Origin of the sequence: Brucella haematophila (assembly GCF_005938105.1) — a bacterium.
GTDB classification, from domain to species: domain Bacteria; phylum Pseudomonadota; class Alphaproteobacteria; order Rhizobiales; family Rhizobiaceae; genus Brucella; species Brucella haematophila.
Genome location: NZ_VCPE01000001.1, coordinates 243,620 through 262,859, shown reverse-complemented (window position 1 = coordinate 262,859; position 19,240 = coordinate 243,620). Strand labels below are relative to the sequence as shown.

Genomic DNA, 19,240 nt, shown 5'->3' with positions numbered 1-19,240 from the left:
ACGCAGTGTCCTACGCATCGCAGCGGGATCAGAAATCAGTCCAATGGATTGATTTCCCCGCGTAGGCGTTACGCACTTTTGCTGGAAATGCAGTCTTGTTTCGTACCGCATTATCCAACGCAAAAACGCTTCGTACTTTTGCTGGGAATGCTCTGGATCCAAAAAAAACCGCCCTCATCACTGAAGGCGGTTTTTGATTTTCAGCTGGCGATCTCAGGCAGGCTTGATCGTTTCCAGCAATTCGCTGATCGAGACTTCCACCGACGGCCGGATATCCTTGCGCCAGAGGGCAAAAGCGACATTGGCCTCGATAAAGCCAGCCTTGGAACCGCAGTCGAAAGTGCGGCCCTGATAGTCGAAGCCGTAGAATTTCTGCGCATCAGCCAGCTTCAGCATGGCGTCGGTGAGCTGGATTTCGTTGCCAGCGCCCTTTTCCTGCTTGCTGAGAAGCTCGAAGATTTCCGGTTGCAGAATATAGCGACCGTTGATGTAGAGATTGGACGGAGCGGTGCCCTTGGCGGGCTTTTCGACCATCTGGGTGATCTCAAAGCCGGAGCCGATCGCATTGCCCTTGCCGACGATGCCGTATTTATGCGCCTCTTCCGGGTCGCATTCCTGCACCGCGATGACATTGCCGCCGGTCTTTTCGTAAAGCTCGACCATTTCGGCCAGACAGCCCTTCTTCGACTGCATCACCATGTCCGGCAACAGAAGCGCAAACGGCTCGTCACCGACCAGCTCGCGGGCACACCAGACGGCATGACCGAGGCCCAGCGGAACCTGCTGGCGGGTAAAGCTCGTCGTGCCCGGCTGCGGCTGCAAATCCTGAAGATGATCAAGCTCGGCCTTCTTACCGCGTTCGGCAAGCGTGGCATACAACTCAACCTGCGCATCGAAATAATCTTCGATGACCGCCTTGTTGCGTCCGGTGACGAAAATCAGGTGTTCGATGCCAGCCTCACGCGCCTCATCGACCACATACTGGATGACGGGCTTGTCTACGACCGTCAGCATTTCCTTTGGAATGGATTTGGTGGCGGGAAGGAACCGGGTGCCGAGACCGGCAACAGGAAAAACGGCTTTGCGGATTTTGCGGATCGAACTCATTCGTCTCCTCGATTTTCACTAACGCTACTTTGCTATCAAAGCATTGAAGCAACTGAATTTCAAATAAGGCTATTTCATTAAAGAACGACGAAATTACACAAGTCATACCATCACATTAAATGACCCATTCTTAATGTTGCTTGATTCAAAAATTTTTCCAATTTTCGGGCAATTTTTCCCTCCCCCTCTCCATGGTAAACCAAATGCTAACCGACATGGCTTAATTTGAACGTTCAACTGGTCGATGCCCAATTTTACACTGCCAAATTTCAACGGTGGATGGTATTAGTGAGCATATGCAATCTGAACCGAGCGGCATCGACATTCTTAAGACACGCGCCGGAAGAGAAGACATTCCGGCATGAAGACGATTGCAGAAGGGAAACACAGAATGCTGCGATTTCCATTCACACTGGGACAGACGCTGAAGCTCAAGGCAACCGCGACGGTTGCTGTTGCGGTGCTGGCATCCGCCCTCTCGACCGGTTCGGCTTTTGCCGACGCGAAATTTCGCCAGTGGGTGGCGAGCTTCCGTCCGGTCGCCATCAACGCCGGTGTTTCACCGTCGACCTTCGACCGCGCGTTTCGCGGTGTCGACGCGCCTGATCCTGTCGTGCTGGAGAAGGCCCGTTATCAGCCGGAATTCACCGAGCCTGTCTGGAACTACATCGACAACCGTGTGAACGAAGATTCCACCGGTGTCGGCCAGAACATGGCCCGCAAATGGGGCCCGTGGCTGCAGCGCATTGAACAGCGCTTCTCGGTTGACCGGAATATTCTGCTGGCCATCTGGTCGATGGAAAGCAATTACGGCGAGATTCTCAAGCGTGACGACGTGATGCGCGATGCGGTTCGTTCGCTCGCGACGCTGGCTTATGCCGATCCGAAGCGGGCCAAATATGGGCGCACGCAGCTGATCGCCGCGATGAAAATTCTCCAGACTGGCGATATCGATCGCGGGCATCTATCCGGCTCGTGGGCAGGCGCCCTTGGCCATACGCAGTTCATCCCGACCAGCTATCAGGCTTATGCGGTCGATATGGACGGCAATGGCAAGCGCGACATCTGGAATTCCATTCCCGATGCGCTCGGCACTGCTGCCAATCTCCTGCATCGCAACGGCTGGCAGCCGGGCCGAACATGGGGTTATGAAGTCGTGCTTCCGGCTGGCGGCAAATTCCCGTCCGGTTCGCTGAGCGTCGCCGAATGGCAGAAGCGCGGTGTTGTGCGCGCCAATGGACGCGCATTCCCCGACCCAAGCGAAAAGGTAACGCTGAAGGTGCCGGATGGACGTCAGGGTCCGGCATTCCTGATGACCAAGAACTTCTTCGTCATCAAGCGCTATAACAATGCCGACAAATACGCGCTGGCTGTTGGCCTCCTGGCAGACCGCATCAGCGGTTATCAGGGCCTTCGTCAGGACTGGAACCGTCCCTTTACGCCGATCACAATGAATGAGCGTCAGGAATTGCAGACGCATCTCAAGGCGCTCGGCTATTATGACGGCAATATCGACGGCAAGATCGGTTCGACGTCTCGCAAGGCTATCGAAGCGTTCCAGCAGCGCAACGGCTTGCAGCCGGATGGGCACCCGAGCAAGGAAGTGCTGTCTGTTCTGCGCCGCCGTTAAGACAACAGGCTGATGTATCGGAGCGCGTTTCCTTTGAAGCGCGCTCCATTTCATTTTGCGGCCGACCGGGTTACTGTGGCTTTGCAACGAAAGCGGAATGGATGCGCAAACCTCGGATTGCAGGCAATATGTTGAAAACTGCCAGTGTCATGCTGGCGGCATTTGCGCTGCTGATTTCCGGTCTGGCCAGCGCTTCGGCACAGGATCGCCCACGCACACTGCTCGACTTGCTGTTCGGTTCGCGGCAACCCCAGCGCCAATATGAGCAACCCCAGCCCCAGCAAAGCCGGCCAAAGCCAAAGCGCACACCGAAGGCAACATCGCCTGTCTCGCGCAAACCCGCTCCCGAACCAGCCGTGCCCGCAGTGCCTGTGGTGGAGAAAAACCCTGACGCGAAGAAGGTTCTGGTCGTCGGCGACTTCATCGGCAGCGGACTGGCCGAAGGCCTCAATATTGCCTTCGCATCCGACCCGGACCTGACAGTGGCGAGCCGTATCAACGGTTCGTCAGGTTTCGTGCGCGACGATCATTTCAACTGGCCGGACAATATCGGCAAGATACTCGATGAGGAAAAACCTGCCGCAGTTGTCGTGATGATCGGTTCCAACGACCGCCAGGCGATCACGACCAATGGTGCCAGCCTCGTCGCCCGCTCGCCGGAATGGACCGCCGAATATCAGAAGCGCGTGACGCAGTTCGTCAAGGTGATCAGCGACCGCCACTATCCGCTCGTCTGGGTGGGGCAGCCGTCGTTCCGCCCGAAAGGCATGTCACAGGATATGCTGGCGCTGAATGAAATCTACCGCAACACCACGGAGAAGGCTGGCGGCAAGTTTGCCGATGTCTGGGATGGTTTCATCGACGAGGACGGCAATTTCACCCAGACCGGCTTCGACATTAACGGTCAGACCGCACGCCTGCGCGGGAATGATGGCATCAACATCACTTCGGCTGGCAAACGCAAGCTCGCCTTCTATGCCGAAAAGCCGCTGCGCGCCTATCTGGGCGGCGGCAAGGAAGAGGGGCAGCCCCTGCCTGCTGCCGGGGCACAAGACCCATCCAGGCCGGTGGACCGGGTAGCGCCTGTCAGCCTGCGCGACATCAACAAGGACGATAGCGGCGTTCTGCTCGGCGGAAATCTTGGCGTTCGACCGCAAACACCACGTCCGGCACCGGTCGAGAAAAAACCCGCACCCGGTCGGGCCGACGATTTTTCATGGCCCCGCCCAAGTGCAACTCCCTAACTAATAGCTCGCTACTAGATATATCAATCTTATTTTAGCGCCTTGATTAGCGGTTTCCCCGTCAAATCTTAGCCTAATTATTATATTCCGCGCTGTTCCCATCCCCGTTCTCATCGTTTATCAGAAAGCACCGTTCGCCCAATTGGGCGCACAATTGCGGATGCGGTCTATCTGGCATCTGCCAGATAAAAAGAGGCGTTTGAATGAACATCGCATCCAAACCTTCTGTCGATTCCGATCGGGAGGAGGATACCCACCTTGCGCGCAATCTATCCAACAGACACCTGCAACTGATCGCCATTGGCGGCGCCATCGGCACCGGCCTTTTCATGGGCTCGGGCAAGACCATTTCGCTGGCTGGCCCATCGATCCTGCTCGTCTATGCGGTGATCGGCTTTATGCTGTTCTTCGTGATGCGCGCGCTTGGCGAAATTCTGCTCTCCAACCTCGAATATCGTTCCTTCGCGGATTTCGCGGGCGACTATCTCGGCCCATGGGCGCAGTTCTTCACCGGCTGGACGTACTGGCTCTGCTGGATAGTGACGGGCGTGGCTGACGTGGTGGCCGTGTCGGGCTATGTGTCGTTCTGGTTTCCGGAACTGGCGCTCTGGATCCCCGCGCTGGGGCTGATCTTCACGCTTCTGGCACTCAATCTGCCCACCGTGCGCAATTTCGGTGAAATCGAATTCTGGTTCGCACTCATCAAGATCGTCGCCATTGTCGGGCTGATCATTGCCGGTGTGTATATGCTCTCGACCGGCTTCACCCTGCCAAACGGCAGCCAGGCATCGGTCGCGCATTTGTGGAACCACGGCGGTTTCTTCCCGAATGGCTTCCTCGGCTTTGTGGCCGGTTTCCAGATCGCGGTCTTCGCTTTTGTCGGCATTGAGCTGGTCGGCACCGCCGCTGCCGAAACCAAGGACCCGGTGCGTAATCTGCCAAAGGCAATCAACTCGATCCCGATCCGCGTGGTGCTGTTCTATCTCGGCGCATTGTTTGTGATCATCACCGTGATCCCATGGGATCAGGTCGATCCAAGCTCCAGCCCGTTCGTCGCCATGTTCTCGCTGGCCGGTCTCGGCATTGCCGCCCATGTCGTGAATTTCGTCGTGCTCACCTCGGCAACGTCGAGCGCAAATTCCGGCATCTACTCGACCTCGCGCATGATCTACGGCCTTGCCACTTCGAAGCTGGCGCCGAAGACGCTTGGCAAGCTGAATAACCGCAAGGTGCCGGTCAACGCGCTGTTCTTCTCGTGCATTTTCCTGCTGGCAGGTGTGGTTCTGCTTTATGCGGGCCAGAGCATCATTGAAGCCTTCACGATTGTCACGACGATCTCGGCGCTGCTTTTCATCTTCATCTGGTCGATCATTCTGGCGTCTTATCTGCAATATCGCCGCAAGCGCCCCGATCTGCATGAACAGTCCACGTTCAAAATGCCGGGCGGACGAGCTGCCGTCGTGATGGTCTTCGCCTTCTTCGCCTTCATTCTGTGGGCACTGGCGCAAGAACCCGACACCGCAGCGGCCCTGAAGGTCACGCCATTCTGGTTCGTGTTCCTCGCCATCGCCTATCTGGTGATGAAGGCCCGGCGCAGCGAAAGCTAAACCGCCAACAGACACAAAAAAGCCCGGAGGAAACTCCGGGCTTTTTCAGTTTTAATCTCTTATCTCTTAACGGGGCAAAACAGAGCTACCCATCAAATCGGCATCGATGGCATGCGCTGCCTGGCGGCCTTCGCGGATTGCCCAGACGACCAGCGACTGACCACGGCGCACATCGCCTGCGGCATAGAGCTTTTCGACATTGGTGCGATAGTCCTGCTCATTGGCCTTGACCGACTTGGAGCCGCGACGATCGGTTGCGACGTCGAGCTTGTCGCCCAGTTCCTTGACCACGCTGTCTTCACCCGGACCGGCGAAGCCAATGGCGATGAATGCAAGGTCAGCCTTGATGAAGAATTCCGAACCGGCTATCGGCTTGCGCTTTTCATCGACCTGACAGCACTTCACATGGGTCAGCCGGCCTTCTTCGCCGATGAATTCCAGCGTTGCGACCTGAAACTCACGTGCTGCACCCTCAGCCTGACTGGAAGACGTGCGCATCTTGGTGGCCCAGTAAGGCCAGACGCTCAGCTTGTCTTCCTTTTCCGGCGGCTGCGGACGAATGTCGAGCTGCGTGACATTAACCGCGCCCTGACGGAAGGCAGTGCCCACGCAGTCCGATGCGGTGTCGCCACCGCCGACCACGACGACATGTTTGCCGCCAGCGAGGATCGGAGCCGAAGCCCAGGCGACGGATTCGATGTTCTCGCGACCGACGCGGCGGTTCTGCTGCACCAGATAAGGCATGGCGTCGAAAACGCCTTCCAGATCGGCGCCGGGAATGCCTGCCGGGCGCGGGCTTTCGGAGCCGCCGCTGTAAAGCACGGCATCATAGGTATCGAGAAGACCGCGCAGCGGCTTGTCAACGCCGATATTCACGCCGCACAGGAAGCGGACGCCCTCACCTTCCATCTGTGCCACGCGGCGGTCGATGTGGTGCTTTTCCATCTTGAAGTCAGGAATGCCGTAACGCAGCAAACCGCCGGGACGGCTTTCGCGCTCATAGACATCAACCATGTGACCAGCGCGCGCCAGCTGCTGTGCCGCGGCAAGGCCAGCCGGGCCGGAACCGATGATCGCAACCGACTTGCCGGTCTTGTTGGCGGCTGGCTGCGGCACGATATAGCCCAGCTCATAGGCCTTGTCGCCCAGAGCCTGCTCGACTGTCTTGATCGCAACCGGCGTATCTTCGAGGTTCAGCGTGCAGGCTTCTTCGCAAGGCGCCGGGCAGACGCGACCCGTGAATTCCGGGAAATTATTGGTCAGATGCAGGTTGCGGATCGCCTGATCCCAGTTGTTGTTATAGACCAGATCGTTCCAGTCCGGGATCTGGTTGTGCACCGGACAGCCCGTCGGCCCATGGCAGAACGGAATGCCGCAATCCATGCAGCGCGCAGCCTGCTTCTGCACTTCACCATCCGTCATCGGAATGGTGAACTCACGGAAGTGACGGATACGATCCGACGCAGGCTGGTACTTTGCTACCTGCCGGTCGATCTCTAGAAAACCAGTTACCTTACCCATTCTTCTACTCCCCTCGGCCTGAGACCAGCGCATGGCCTGCTTTGCCGGAAGTTGCCCTGTCCGCCGCGTCATTCTTGAACGCGCAGGCATGTCAGAGCGTTGTTATCTCTTCATGTGGCGAAGGGCGCCCGACCCGAAGGTCGGGCTCCACTTGTCAGGATCACTCAGCCGCGACACCGATCTGCATGCGCTCCATCTCTTCCAGAGCGCGACGGTATTCGACCGGCATGACCTTCACGAATTTGGGACGATAGCTCTCCCAGTTGTCGAGAATATCCTTCGCCCGTGTCGAGCCTGTGTAATGCAGGTGGTTGGCGATCAACTGCACCAGACGTTCCTCATCATGATGGGTCATATTGGCCGAAACGTCCACACGGCCCTTATGCATGAGGTCACCGCCATGGTGATGCAGCTTTTCGAGAATGTCGTCTTCTTCCGGAACCGGTTCCAGTTCGACCATTGCCATGTTGCAGCGCTGGGCGAAATCGCCTTCCTCGTCAAGCACATAGGCGACACCGCCCGACATGCCCGCCGCGAAATTGCGACCCGTCTGACCGATAACCACGACGACACCGCCGGTCATGTATTCGCAACCGTGATCGCCCACGCCTTCGACAACCGTGACTGCGCCGGAGTTACGGACGGCGAAACGCTCGCCTGCAACGCCGCGGAAGTAGCACTCGCCTTCAAGCGCACCATAGAGCACCGTATTGCCGACGATGATGGAATCTTCGGCGACGATACGCGTATCTTCCGGCGGGCGGATAACGATGCGGCCACCCGAAAGACCCTTGCCGACATAGTCGTTGCCATCGCCGATCAGCTCGAACGAAATGCCGCGCGCCAGGAATGCGCCGAAGGACTGGCCAGCCGTGCCGCGAAGCGTAACGGCGATGGTTTCATCCGGCAGGCCCTTGTGACGGAACCGCTTGGCAACTTCACCCGACAGCATGGCACCGGCAGAACGGTCGACATTCTTGATGCCGATGTCGATCTTGACGGGCTTGCGTTCTTCGAGCGCAGGCATGGCTTCCGCGATCAGCTTACGGTCCAGAACGTCCTCAATCGGATGATGCTGACGCTCGGTCCAGTAGATCTCGTGCTTTTCGGCCTCAGGCTTGTAGAAGATGCGGCTGAAATCGAGACCCTTGGCCTTCCAATGGTCGATCATCGTCTGCTTTTCCAGAAACTCGGTTTCGCCGATGATCTGTTCCAGCTTGGTGAAGCCCATTGAAGCCAGCAGCGCACGCACTTCTTCCGCCAGATAGAAGAAGAAGTTGATGACGTGTTCCGGCGTGCCCTTGAAGCGCTTGCGCAGAACCGGGTCCTGCGTCGCCACGCCCACCGGGCAGGTGTTCAGATGGCACTTGCGCATCATGATGCAGCCAGCAGCAATCAGCGGAGCCGTCGAGAAACCGAACTCGTCAGCCCCCAGCAGCGCACCAATCACCACGTCACGACCGGTCCGCAGACCACCATCGACCTGCAAGGCCACGCGGGAGCGAAGCCCGTTCAGCACCAGCGTCTGGTGCGTTTCGGCAAGGCCGATTTCCCATGGGCTACCGGCATGCTTCAGCGAGGTAAGCGGCGAAGCGCCCGTGCCGCCATCATAACCCGATACGGTGATGTGGTCGGCGCGTGCCTTGGCAACACCGGCGGCAACCGTGCCGACACCCACTTCCGACACCAGCTTGACCGAAATATCGGCAGCCGGATTAACGTTCTTCAGGTCGTAGATCAGCTGTGCCAGATCTTCGATCGAATAGATGTCATGGTGTGGCGGCGGCGAAATGAGGCCAACGCCCGGGGTCGAGTGACGGGTCTTCGCGATGGTCGCATCGACCTTGTGACCCGGCAGCTGGCCGCCTTCGCCGGGCTTTGCACCCTGCGCAACCTTGATCTGGATCAGATCGGAGTTGACCAGATATTCGGTCGTCACACCGAAACGGCCCGACGCAACCTGCTTGATCGCGGAGCGTTCCGGGTTCGGCGTGCCGTCCGGCAGCGGATAGAAACGATCCGGCTCTTCGCCACCTTCGCCCGTGTTCGACTTGCCGCCAATGGCGTTCATCGCCCGTGCCAGCGTGGTATGCGCTTCACGGCTGATCGAGCCGAAGGACATGGCACCGGTCGAGAAGCGCTTGACGATATCGACCGCCGGTTCAACCTCATCGATGGAAACTGGCTTGAGACCGCGATCTTCGGCAAAGCGAATATCGAACAGGCCGCGAATGGTCTTGGCCTGCGCCGACTTTGAGTCGAGCATGCTTGTATATTCGGTGAATGTATCCGGGTTCGAGGTGCGCACGGCATGTTGCAGCTTGGCGACCGCGTCCGGCGACCAAAGATGTGCTTCACCACGCATGCGGTAGGCATATTCGCCACCGACTTCCAGCGAGGTCAGCAGAACCGGGTCGTTACCGAAGGCATCGGTGTGACGGCGCACGGTTTCTTCCGCGATTTCGTCCAGACCAACACCTTCGATGCTGGTGGCCGTACCGAAGAAGAACTTGTCGACGAAGCTCGACTGCAAGCCGACCGCATCGAAAATCTGCGCGCCGCAATAGGACTGGTAGGTCGAGATGCCCATCTTGGACATGACCTTGAGAATGCCCTTGCCGATCGACTTGATGTAGCGCTTGACCACTTCATATTCATCGACTTCCGGCGGAAACTCGCGGCGGCGATGCATGTCGAGCAGCGTATCGAAGGCGAGATACGGGTTGATCGCTTCGGCGCCATAGCCTGCAAGGCAAGCGAAATGGTGCACTTCGCGCGGCTCGCCCGATTCGACCACGAGGCCGACCGAAGTCCGCAGACCCTTGCGGATCAGATGGTGATGCACGGCAGCCGTCGCCAGCAGAGCCGGGATCGGAATGCGGTCCGGACCAACCTGACGGTCAGACAGGATGACGATGTTATAGCCGCCATGAACAGCCGCTTCGGCACGGTCGCACAGCCGCTCGATAGCGCCATGCATACCGGCTGCGCCCTCACCCGTATTATAGGTAATGTCGAGCGTCTTGGTGTCGAAACGATCTTCCGTGTGACCGATGGAGCGGATCTTTTCCAGATCGCCATTGGTCAGGATCGGCTGGCGCACTTCCAGACGCTTGCGGCGCGAATTGCCGATAAGGTCGAAAATGTTCGGGCGCGGACCGATGAAGGAGACAAGGCTCATCACCAGTTCTTCACGGATCGGATCAATCGGCGGGTTGGTGACCTGCGCGAAGTTCTGCTTGAAATAGGTGAACAGCATCTTCGACTTGTCGGACATGGCCGAAATCGGCGTATCCGTACCCATCGAACCGATAGCTTCCTGACCGGTGGTCGCCATCGGGGACATCAGAAGCTTGGTGTCTTCCTGGCTGTAACCGAAGGCCTGCTGGCGGTCGAGCAGGCTCACATCCTTGCGCAGCGCACGCGGTTCGACCGGGTTGAGGTCTTCCAGAATGAGCTGTGTGTTGCCAAGCCACTGCTTGTAGGGATGGTTCTGCGCGATCTGCGACTTGATTTCCTCGTCGGAAACGATGCGCCCCTCTTCCATATCGATGAGCAGCATGCGGCCCGGCTGAAGACGCCACTTCTTGACGACCTTCTTTTCTTCCACCGGCAGAACACCGGCTTCCGAAGCCAGGATGACGAAATCATCGTCAGTCACAATGTAGCGGGCCGGACGCAGACCGTTGCGGTCCAGCGTGGCGCCGATCTGGCGACCGTCGGTGAAGGCCACAGCGGCAGGACCGTCCCATGGCTCCATCAGGGCAGCGTGATATTCGTAGAATGCGCGGCGATCATCCGACATCAGCTTGTTGCCGGACCATGCTTCAGGGATCAGCATCATCATCGCATGAGCGAGGCTGTATCCGCCCTGATGCAGGAATTCCAGCGCATTGTCGAAGCAGGCCGTATCCGACTGGCCTTCGTAGGAAATAGGCCACAGCTTGGAAATGTCGTTGCCGAACAGTTCCGAGTCGACCGAAGCCTGACGCGCCGCCATCCAGTTCACATTGCCGCGCAGCGTGTTGATTTCGCCGTTATGCGCGACCATGCGGTAAGGGTGAGCCAGACGCCAGGACGGGAAGGTGTTGGTCGAAAAACGCTGGTGAACCAGCGCCACCGCGCTTTCGAAGCGCGGATCGCGCAGATCCTGATAATAAGCACCAACCTGATAAGCCAGGAACATGCCCTTATAGACGACCGTGCGCGCCGACATGGAAACGACGTAGAAGCCGTTATCGTCGCCATCGTTTTCCTGATAGATGCGGTTGGAAATGACCTTGCGCAGCACGAACAGGCGGCGCTCGAACTCATCGTCGGTTTCCAGCATCGGGTTGCGGCCGATAAAGACCTGAACATGGAAAGGTTCGGTCGCGGCGATATCCGGAGCCTTCGACAGAGACGCGTTGTCGACCGGCACTTCACGGAAGCCGATGAACTGCTGGCCTTCGGCAGCGATCACTTCCTTGACGATTTCTTCGGCATGGGCGCGCAACTGGGCGTCGCGCGGCATGAACAGATAGCCAACGCCGTAGTGGCCCGGCTGCGGCAGGTCGATGCCCTGACGCGCCATTTCCTCGCGGAAAAAGCGATCTGGAATCTGTACAAGAATGCCTGCACCGTCGCCCATCAGCGGATCAGCGCCAACGGCGCCGCGATGGGTGAGGTTTTCCAGCATCTTGAGGCCGTTTTCCACGACCTCATGCGACTTCTTGCCCTTCATATGGGCAATGAAGCCAACGCCGCACGCATCATGTTCGTTGCGCGGATCGTAGAGACCTTGAGCTGGCGGGACACCCGCCGCCTTAGTTTTTCGCGTCGTTCGGGTGGAAGCGGTCGTCGCAGCTTTGACCGTTCCGTTCTGTACGTTGTGAGAAACCACATTCGATACAGATGGCGTCAAATGCGTCATCGTCATTCCCTCCGTTTGGCCCTCTTCATGAGGTGCGCGATCAGTATATACCGAGATAGTGACAACCATCTCGCTGGTGTATTCATTCTATGGAAAGCCTTATCGACAAGGCGTTGGACGAGGTTCCGGGCAAATGGCAGAGCCAAGCGGGCAAAGCCGGTGCGAGGAACGATGTTTAGCGCCTTATTCTCATCAGGCTCGGACAGACAACACTCAGCCCGCCAGATGAAGGCGCACTCGAATCTCCCCTGTCACAGTCGGAGCGCCGGTGACCGTCAAGCCATGGGCCTGCCAGCACAGCGCTTTTATTTCTGAAACCGACGGCACGGTTCTATGCGTGTTTTCCGCCTGCATCAGCTTTTAATTGGACAGCATTGCTGTCCTAATTACGTATGACAGAATTCAAATTGCCTCACAAGATGGAAACGCAATTTTTCTCAGCCACTTCCGTAATAAAATGTCGCATGTGCATATCATTGAGACTTTTAATTGCGTATGGTGCCGATTGCGTCAGTTTGGCGCGGCTCCAAGACAACGCACAAAGCATAGAAAAGTGACAGGCGGCGTCCGTTTTTTCACCACTTTCAGTATTATCGCCTTCCTCAACTCCGGTTATACACAACCCACAGCAGCGATCGCTGCACATACCGGAATCGTTGCGAGTGGAGACAGCCGTGCATTTTGCTTCAGACAACTGGGCGGGCGCCCATCCGAAAATTGCCGAAAGCCTTTCGCTGCATGCAGCCGGTTTTGCCGCCGCCTATGGCGCAAGCGAACTCGACAAGCGTGTCGAACAGCGTTTCAACGAAGTATTCGAGCGCGAAGTGGCCGTCTTCTTCGTCGGCACCGGAACGGCTGCCAACTCGCTGGCGCTGGCCAGCGTCAACCGTCCGGGCGGCGTTTCGCTGGTGCACCGCGAAGCACATGTCATAGAGGATGAGTGCGGCGCGCCCGAATATTTCACCGGCGGCGCACGTCTTCACCCCATTGATGGCGCGCTCGGTCGTATCGACCCTGAACTGCTCAAGCGGGAATTGAAGCGCTTCAACCCGGCTTTCGTCCATGCCGGACAGCCAATGGCCGTCAGCATCACGCAGGCTACGGAAGTCGGTACGCTCTATCAACCGCAACAAATCGCCACTATTTCCGAAATCTGCCGCGATGCCGGTCTGCCGTTACATATGGATGGTGCACGTTTTGCCAATGCTCTGGTCACGCTCGGCCTGACGCCAGCCGAAATGACATGGAAGCAAGGCGTCGATATCGTCTCGTTCGGCGGCACCAAGAATGGCTGCTGGTGCGCGGAAGCGCTGGTGTTCATGGACCCGGCGCGCGCAAAGGATCTGCCGTTCATTCGCAAGCGCGCAGCACAGCTTTTTTCCAAGACCCGCTTTGTGGCAGCCCAGTTCGACGCCTATCTGCAAGACGGTCTGTGGCTGGAACTGGCACGTCATTCCAATGCACTGGCAACCCGCCTTGCAGGCCACGTCAACGCGTCCAGCCAAATGCGCCTTGCCTGGAAGCCGGAAGCCAATGAAGTCTTCGCCATCATGAAACAGTCGGTCTATGACCGCCTGCGCAATGCCGGAGCGATCTTCTACGACTGGAACCCGCCGCATTCGGAAGAAAACCGCATCGGTGAGGGCGAGATTTTCGCACGCTTCGTGACCAGCTTCGCCAACACGGAAGAGGATGTGGACCGGTTCGGCGATATGATCGCTTGAGTGTCTGATCCAAACGTCGCCATGCCGGTCTGCAAATGGCAATTTCTGTGCTTCCGGTGCTCACGTACCCAAAAGTACGCTGCGCTCCGGTTCTCGAAACCACCATTTTCGCCACGGCCTGTCGCTTTTTGATTCAGACACCAACACTCCGGTTGGCATAAAGAAAAGGCGGCGCTTTGCAGCGCCGCCTTTCTTATTTCTACAGGCTTATCCGCACTTAGTGCGCGGTTTTGGCTTCGATCTGCTGAGCGCTATCGGAACCAGCTTTGGCGACTTCGATCTTGCGCGGTTTCATCTGTTCAGGAATCTCGCGCTTGAGGTCGATGTGCAGGAGGCCATTCTTGAGGCTTGCACCGGCGACTTCGACAAAATCGGCAAGCTGGAAGCGGCGCTCGAAAGCACGCGAAGCAATACCGCGATAAAGCACTTCACCGATATCGGATGCATTTTCGTCAGCCTTCTGACCCTTCACGGTCAACTGGTTGCGATGGGCTTCGATTTCGAGTTCGCTTTCGGAAAAGCCCGCAACGGCCATGGTGATGCGATAGGTGTTCTCACCCGTGCGCTCGATATTATACGGCGGATAGGACTGGGTGCCCTCCGGCGAAGCGAGCGAATCAAGCATGGTGAAAAGCCGGTCGAAACCAACCGTGGAACGATAAAGCGGGGAAAAATCTACGTGACGCATGTGTTAGCCCTCCTTCAGAGCGACATGATGCATGGTTCGGCATGACCGATTTCGAAAACCGCTCTGCGGTTTCACGGTCATGCATGGCGGCGAAACTCCCTTAATGGCGAATTCCTTGGTGCCGGCGGCCCCTTTTTGGCGACCGCAAAACTCATTTGGGAATGGCTGTTTTGCTTTTCAAGGCCGTTCTCAAACAACAATCTCTCTCACCTTGCCTACACGGCATGTCACTTCACGTAACAACTCCTGATCCATAGGAGCCTACATTTTTGGGAGCAACCGCACAGTGAACCCAAAATGAACATCATCTTCCGCGAGCGTTCATCTGCTTGGGGCTAATAAATGTCCCGTCATGCCTGTCGCTCGACAGGTTTTATTAAGGATCACGGTTATGAAAAAAGCTGTTCTCGCTTTTGCCGCACTTGCCACCGTCGCTACCGGCTTTGCGACCCCTTCCCTCGCTGACAGCTCGGGTTTGCGCGTCCAGGTTCAGTATTACGACAACAATGATGGTTATCGCCCACGCCCGCCGCGCCCGGATGCTCCGCCTCCGCCGCCCGGTTATGGTCGCCCGGATCGCCGCCCTGATTGGGGCAATCGCGATACGCTGCGCCCGCGCGACGTAACCCGCATGCTGGAACGCCGCGGCTATGCAGTCGGCGACATGCGCCGGGATCGCGACACCTATATGGTCCGCGCCACACGTCCGAATGGTCGTCGCGTCATCGTTATGGTCGATGCCTTCTCCGGTCGTATCGTCGGCGAACGCCGCCCCGGCGGTTACTAAAAGTTTGAGAAGTCGGAACGTCTGGCCGCAACGTCCCTTGCACCTGACGATCCTTTGGCCGGAAGTTCGGAAGCGAACTTCCGGTTACTTTTTGTCATCATTTCGCGCATAATACTCGAGATGATCAGGGCATTATCATTCGGGAAAGGCTGCGCAACGGATGTCGGAACTACTGTTCGAAACCGATGCGAATCCGATTCCGCATGGCATAAAGTCGGGCTTTTTCACGAGTCATTCCGATTATCCTGACAGAACGCTGCGTTATGGCATTCTGAAGCCGGAATCAGGCCCGGTGCGCGGCACGGTCATTGTGCTGCAAGGCCGAAACGAATTCATCGAAAAATATTTCGAGACGATGAGCGAGCTGACGGCACGCGGCTTTGTCGCTGCCACCTTCGACTGGCGCGGCCAGGGCGGCTCGCACCGGTTGCTGCGGGACAGGCTTCGCGGCTATGTCCGCAGTTTCGACGACTATCAGGAAGATCTCGATCACTTTCTGACCGATATTGTTCTGCCCGATTGTCCGCCGCCCTTCTACATTCTCGGCCATTCTTCCGGCGCCATGGTGGCATTGGCCTCGATGGGCAGTCTCTCGTCCCGTATCACACGCATGGTGTTGTGTGCGCCTTTCATGGGGCTTGCCACACAGAAACTGAGTGACGACGTCGTCCGCCGCCTGGCTGCCACACTACGGCGCGTCGGGCTTGGAACGCTCTACGCCTCGGGCGGAAAAAGGCTGACCGCACGCCCCTTTGCCGGAAACCCGCTGACCAGCGACCCTGCGCGTTTTATGCGCAATACGGAAATCACGCGTCTCTTTCCAGATCTGGCGCTAGGCGGACCGACAGTGCGCTGGGTGTGGGGTGCACTCGAAACGGCGCGCCGCATCAATCAGCCGGATTTTTATGAAGAAAGTCCCAGCGTGCCTGTGCTGATCATTGCAGCGGGCGACGAACGCGTTGTCTCAACGCCGGTGCTTGAACGCTTTGCTGCGCGCACCCGCAATGTTTCACTGATTACGATCGACGGCGGACGCCACGAATTGTTGCAGGAAGCCGATTTTTATCGCGAGCAGCTCTGGGCCGCCTTCGACGCCTTCATTCCCGGATCGTCGGACGTCGAAACCATGCCGGAAACCATCGAGCCGGAGTTCTCCGGCGTCTGACAGGCAGGAACGGGGAATCAGCCTGTCAGACCGATTCCCCGAAGTGTTTTAACCGTTCAGCAAATCGAGCGCGGCCTTGTGCAGTTCCGGCGTTGCGGCTGCAACAATATCACCAGCCTCTTCGGCAGGCCCGCCATCGCGACGAGTGACCACGCCACCTGCCTGCTCAATGATCGGGATCAGCGCCACAATATCATAAGGCTGCAAGCCGGCCTCAACGACGATATCGACATAGCCGCCTGCAAGCATCGCAAAGGCGTAGCAGTCGACGCCATAACGCGACAGGCGCACGGCGCTTTCAAGCCGATCAAACCCTTTGCGGTTATCTCCTTTGAACATCGCTGGTGTCGTCGTGAACAGCGTCGCATCCGCCAAGGTGGCTCCCTTGCGCACGGAAAGACGGCGCGGCTCATCACCATCGCCTTCGCGCAGCAAATAGGAGCCCTCGCCGTCGCTATAGAACAGCTCTCCTGTAAACGGCTGCGACATCATCCCGGCGCGTGCATCACCATCGACCGTCAGGCCGACCAGCGTGCCCCAGACCGGCAGACCGGAGATAAAGGCGCGAGTGCCATCTATGGGATCGATAACCCAGACATGGCTGCGGTCGGTATTTTCCGGGCCGTATTCCTCGCCCAGAATACCGTGTTCCGGATAACGATGGCCAATAACGGCACGAATCGCCCGTTCCGCAGCCCGGTCCGCTTCGGTAACAGGGTCGAATCCGACACTGTATTTGTTGTCCACCTCGTTCAACTGACGAAAGCGCGACAAAGTTTCAGCCGCTGCTGCCGCTGCCACTTCGGAAAAAAATGCCTTGTCGATGAGCAACCCCATTCTCCTGTTTCCAAGACATGGCTGCAACTTGTGCATCCATGCTAATTTTGCTCAATTATTGAGCAAGAAAAAATTCGCCCAAAAAAGATGCGCATTTTCTTGACGCAACCAGCTTTAGCGCGTAGCTTAAAGACTAGACAGGTCTTCCTGTCGATGCCTTTCGGGGCATTTCCTCCCTAGTCTTTGGCCGCGTTCGTATCGTACGAGCGCGGTTCTTTTTATCTGCATGCTGACTTGGATTGCCTAGACTTACCATAGGCTTGTCGCATTTGTGCGACGCCGTGCCCAACATCTCATTCGGCAGCGAGCGGCGGTGCGATAAACAGATCGTCCGGCAAGGATGTGAGATCACTCAGGAACTGATGCAGATCGCCACATAAAGTATCGAAGCCCGCAAGCTTGTGCAGCGATTGCTCGTTTACATAGAGACTGCGATTAATCTCAATCTGCAAGGCATGGCACGCAACGGCTGGGCGACCGTAATGCTCGGTGATGAAACCACCCGCATAGGGCTTGTTATGCGCAACCGTGTAGCCGAGATCCCGCAACAGCTCGATAGCCGCCTGTGTGAGGCGCTCACTGCAAGAGCGACCAAACCGGTCCCCGATGATGAAATCAGGGCGCGAAGCCACTTCCCCCGGACGCACGCCGCCCGGCATGGAATGGCAATCGATCAGAACCGCATAGCCAAACTGCTGGCGGGTCGATTGCAGCAGGCCTTCAAGCGTGCGGTGATAGGGCTTATAGAGATCTTCAATACGATAGAAAGCTTCAGCAAGCGGGATACGTCCCGAATAGATCATCTGTCCTTCGCCCACCAGACGCGGCACAGTGCCCAGCCCACCGGCAACCCGTGCCGACTGGCTGTTGGTGAAAGGCGGCAGCGTTTCGGTGAACATGCGCGGATCAAGCTCGTAGGCTTCGCGATTCACATCGAGAAATGCGCGCGGGAAATGCGCCTTGAGCAATGGCGCACCGAGTCGGACGGCAGAAGCGAACAACTCATCGACATAACAATCTTCCGAATGGCGGATACTAAGGCTGTCGAGGCGGGATAATTCCAGAAAGGATTGCGGATAATAGCGACCGCTATGCGGCGAGTTGAATACGAACGGAATTCGCTGCTCCGCCGGAGCATTCACCTCGAAAGGCGGTATCAGGCTGAAATCACGCTCCAAACTCATATTTTGATCCGTTTATGCATGTCATCTTCGCGGTGACTGGACACAGCACGCCGCCGGGCTAGTGGATTGAATTTGACGTTTGAATCCCGACTGACACATACGCTGTTTCAAACGTCAAATTCGAAAAATCCACTAGATACACATACTTGCTAGTGGTCTTTTTGATTCCAACATTTGCTCAGCGCTTGAACCAAGGGATGCAAATGTTGGAATCAGACCACTAGGCAAATTACGTCAACCGCTGCGCCGGTGCAAATACCAACAGTTAGTTCCGAATTCGATCATGAACCGAAAACTGCGGCAATCCCGTCACAAATGACAGCTTGTTGCCAAATGCATGCCATAACAATTAACATTCGCGCGAGCATTCATTTCATATTTACCAAAGAAGCGTTTTCTAGAGTGGAAAATTGAATCGTTCACGCTGCCCGAGCACTGGAGCGAACGATGGGAAATTCGGACGGACCAATGAAAAGAATTCTTCTTGCTGAAGACGACAACGATATGCGCCGCTTCCTCGTGAAGGCACTGGAAAAGGCGGGCTATCACGTAACACATTTCGATAATGGCGCCAGCGCCTATGAACGACTGCAGGAAGAGCCGTTCTCACTGCTGCTGACCGACATCGTTATGCCGGAAATGGACGGCATCGAACTCGCGCGCCGTGCAACGGAAATCGATCCCGACCTGAAAATAATGTTCATCACGGGATTCGCTGCCGTTGCTTTGAACCCTGATTCTGACGCCCCGCGCGATGCGAAAGTGCTTTCCAAGCCATTCCACCTGCGTGACCTGGTGAACGAAATCGAAAAAATGTTGATCGCCGCCTAAGGC

General features: G+C 57.2%; 13 protein-coding genes. 7 read left to right on the top strand and 6 right to left on the bottom strand.

Translation table 11 applies throughout. The annotated features are described in order from the left end of the window. Window positions 1-213 precede the first annotated feature (213 nt). Window positions 214-1,107, bottom strand: coding sequence for a UTP--glucose-1-phosphate uridylyltransferase GalU (gene galU, locus FGI60_RS01210; protein WP_078339237.1), 894 nt, complete (start codon window positions 1,105-1,107; stop codon window positions 214-216). A 391-nt stretch (window positions 1,108-1,498) separates the two neighbouring features. Between galU and FGI60_RS01205 the strand changes: the two genes are divergently transcribed. From FGI60_RS01205 to FGI60_RS01195, 3 genes are all read left to right on the top strand, one after another. Further along, window positions 1,499-2,737, top strand: a complete 1,239-nt coding sequence (locus tag FGI60_RS01205; RefSeq protein ID WP_078339260.1) for a lytic murein transglycosylase — start codon at window positions 1,499-1,501, stop codon at window positions 2,735-2,737. A gap of 101 nt (window positions 2,738-2,838) precedes the next feature. Further along, on the top strand, window positions 2,839-3,981 hold the full coding sequence (locus FGI60_RS01200) for an SGNH/GDSL hydrolase family protein (protein WP_138783568.1): 1,143 nt from the start codon (window positions 2,839-2,841) through the stop codon (window positions 3,979-3,981). Between the two features lie 203 nt (window positions 3,982-4,184). Continuing rightward, a complete protein-coding gene (locus FGI60_RS01195) occupies window positions 4,185-5,588 on the top strand; it encodes an amino acid permease (RefSeq protein ID WP_138783567.1) in 1,404 nt (467 codons plus the stop codon). 66 nt (window positions 5,589-5,654) lie between these two features. On the opposite strand, the gene FGI60_RS01190 is transcribed toward FGI60_RS01195, so the two are convergent. Then, on the bottom strand, window positions 5,655-7,109 hold the full coding sequence (locus FGI60_RS01190) for a glutamate synthase subunit beta (protein ID WP_138783566.1): 1,455 nt from the start codon (window positions 7,107-7,109) through the stop codon (window positions 5,655-5,657). Window positions 7,110-7,269: 160 nt separating this feature from the next. Further along, a complete protein-coding gene (gltB, locus tag FGI60_RS01185) occupies window positions 7,270-12,021 on the bottom strand; it encodes a glutamate synthase large subunit (RefSeq protein WP_138783565.1) in 4,752 nt (1,583 codons plus the stop codon). Between the two features lie 674 nt (window positions 12,022-12,695). Between gltB and FGI60_RS01180 the strand changes: the two genes are divergently transcribed. Continuing rightward, the gene (locus FGI60_RS01180; RefSeq protein WP_138783564.1) at window positions 12,696-13,745 is read left to right on the top strand and encodes a threonine aldolase family protein; all 1,050 of its coding nucleotides are present in this window, start codon (window positions 12,696-12,698) and stop codon (window positions 13,743-13,745) included. 217 nt (window positions 13,746-13,962) lie between these two features. Here FGI60_RS01180 and FGI60_RS01175 read toward each other — a convergent pair whose 3' ends face one another. Then, a complete protein-coding gene (locus FGI60_RS01175; RefSeq protein WP_138783563.1) occupies window positions 13,963-14,433 on the bottom strand; it encodes an Hsp20 family protein in 471 nt (156 codons plus the stop codon). A gap of 391 nt (window positions 14,434-14,824) precedes the next feature. Between FGI60_RS01175 and FGI60_RS01170 the strand changes: the two genes are divergently transcribed. Beyond that, a complete protein-coding gene (locus FGI60_RS01170; RefSeq protein WP_138783562.1) occupies window positions 14,825-15,220 on the top strand; it encodes a PepSY domain-containing protein in 396 nt (131 codons plus the stop codon). 160 nt (window positions 15,221-15,380) lie between these two features. Further along, window positions 15,381-16,385 carry an alpha/beta fold hydrolase gene (locus FGI60_RS01165; protein ID WP_138783561.1) on the top strand — a complete coding sequence of 335 codons (1,005 nt, stop codon included), beginning with the start codon at window positions 15,381-15,383 and terminating at the stop codon, window positions 16,383-16,385. A 48-nt stretch (window positions 16,386-16,433) separates the two neighbouring features. Here the strand turns inward: FGI60_RS01165 and hisN are convergent, their stop codons facing one another. Then, window positions 16,434-17,216, bottom strand: a complete 783-nt coding sequence (hisN, locus tag FGI60_RS01160) for a histidinol-phosphatase (protein ID WP_138783841.1) — start codon at window positions 17,214-17,216, stop codon at window positions 16,434-16,436. Window positions 17,217-17,515: 299 nt separating this feature from the next. Continuing rightward, a complete protein-coding gene (locus FGI60_RS01155) occupies window positions 17,516-18,406 on the bottom strand; it encodes an N-formylglutamate amidohydrolase (RefSeq protein WP_138783560.1) in 891 nt (296 codons plus the stop codon). A gap of 468 nt (window positions 18,407-18,874) precedes the next feature. Between FGI60_RS01155 and cpdR the strand changes: the two genes are divergently transcribed. Then, the gene (gene cpdR / locus FGI60_RS01145) at window positions 18,875-19,237 is read left to right on the top strand and encodes a cell cycle two-component system response regulator CpdR (RefSeq protein WP_002966536.1); all 363 of its coding nucleotides are present in this window, start codon (window positions 18,875-18,877) and stop codon (window positions 19,235-19,237) included. Window positions 19,238-19,240: the final 3 nt, after the last annotated feature.

What these genes read in the sequence shown, in the direction of transcription:
- FGI60_RS01200 (WP_138783568.1), top strand. Translation starts at nt 2,839, where the DNA reads ATGCGCAAACCTCGGATTGCAGGCAATATGTTGAAAACTGCCAGTGTC.
- cpdR (WP_002966536.1), top strand. Translation starts at nt 18,875, where the DNA reads ATGAAAAGAATTCTTCTTGCTGAAGACGACAACGATATGCGCCGCTTC.
- FGI60_RS01170 (WP_138783562.1), top strand. Translation starts at nt 14,825, where the DNA reads ATGAAAAAAGCTGTTCTCGCTTTTGCCGCACTTGCCACCGTCGCTACC.
- FGI60_RS01195 (WP_138783567.1), top strand. Translation starts at nt 4,185, where the DNA reads ATGAACATCGCATCCAAACCTTCTGTCGATTCCGATCGGGAGGAGGAT.
- FGI60_RS01165 (WP_138783561.1), top strand. Translation starts at nt 15,381, where the DNA reads ATGTCGGAACTACTGTTCGAAACCGATGCGAATCCGATTCCGCATGGC.
- gltB (WP_138783565.1), bottom strand. Translation starts at nt 12,021, where the DNA reads ATGACGCATTTGACGCCATCTGTATCGAATGTGGTTTCTCACAACGTA.
- galU (WP_078339237.1), bottom strand. Translation starts at nt 1,107, where the DNA reads ATGAGTTCGATCCGCAAAATCCGCAAAGCCGTTTTTCCTGTTGCCGGT.
- FGI60_RS01175 (WP_138783563.1), bottom strand. Translation starts at nt 14,433, where the DNA reads ATGCGTCACGTAGATTTTTCCCCGCTTTATCGTTCCACGGTTGGTTTC.
- FGI60_RS01190 (WP_138783566.1), bottom strand. Translation starts at nt 7,109, where the DNA reads ATGGGTAAGGTAACTGGTTTTCTAGAGATCGACCGGCAGGTAGCAAAG.
- FGI60_RS01205 (WP_078339260.1), top strand. Translation starts at nt 1,499, where the DNA reads ATGCTGCGATTTCCATTCACACTGGGACAGACGCTGAAGCTCAAGGCA.
- FGI60_RS01155 (WP_138783560.1), bottom strand. Translation starts at nt 18,406, where the DNA reads ATGAGTTTGGAGCGTGATTTCAGCCTGATACCGCCTTTCGAGGTGAAT.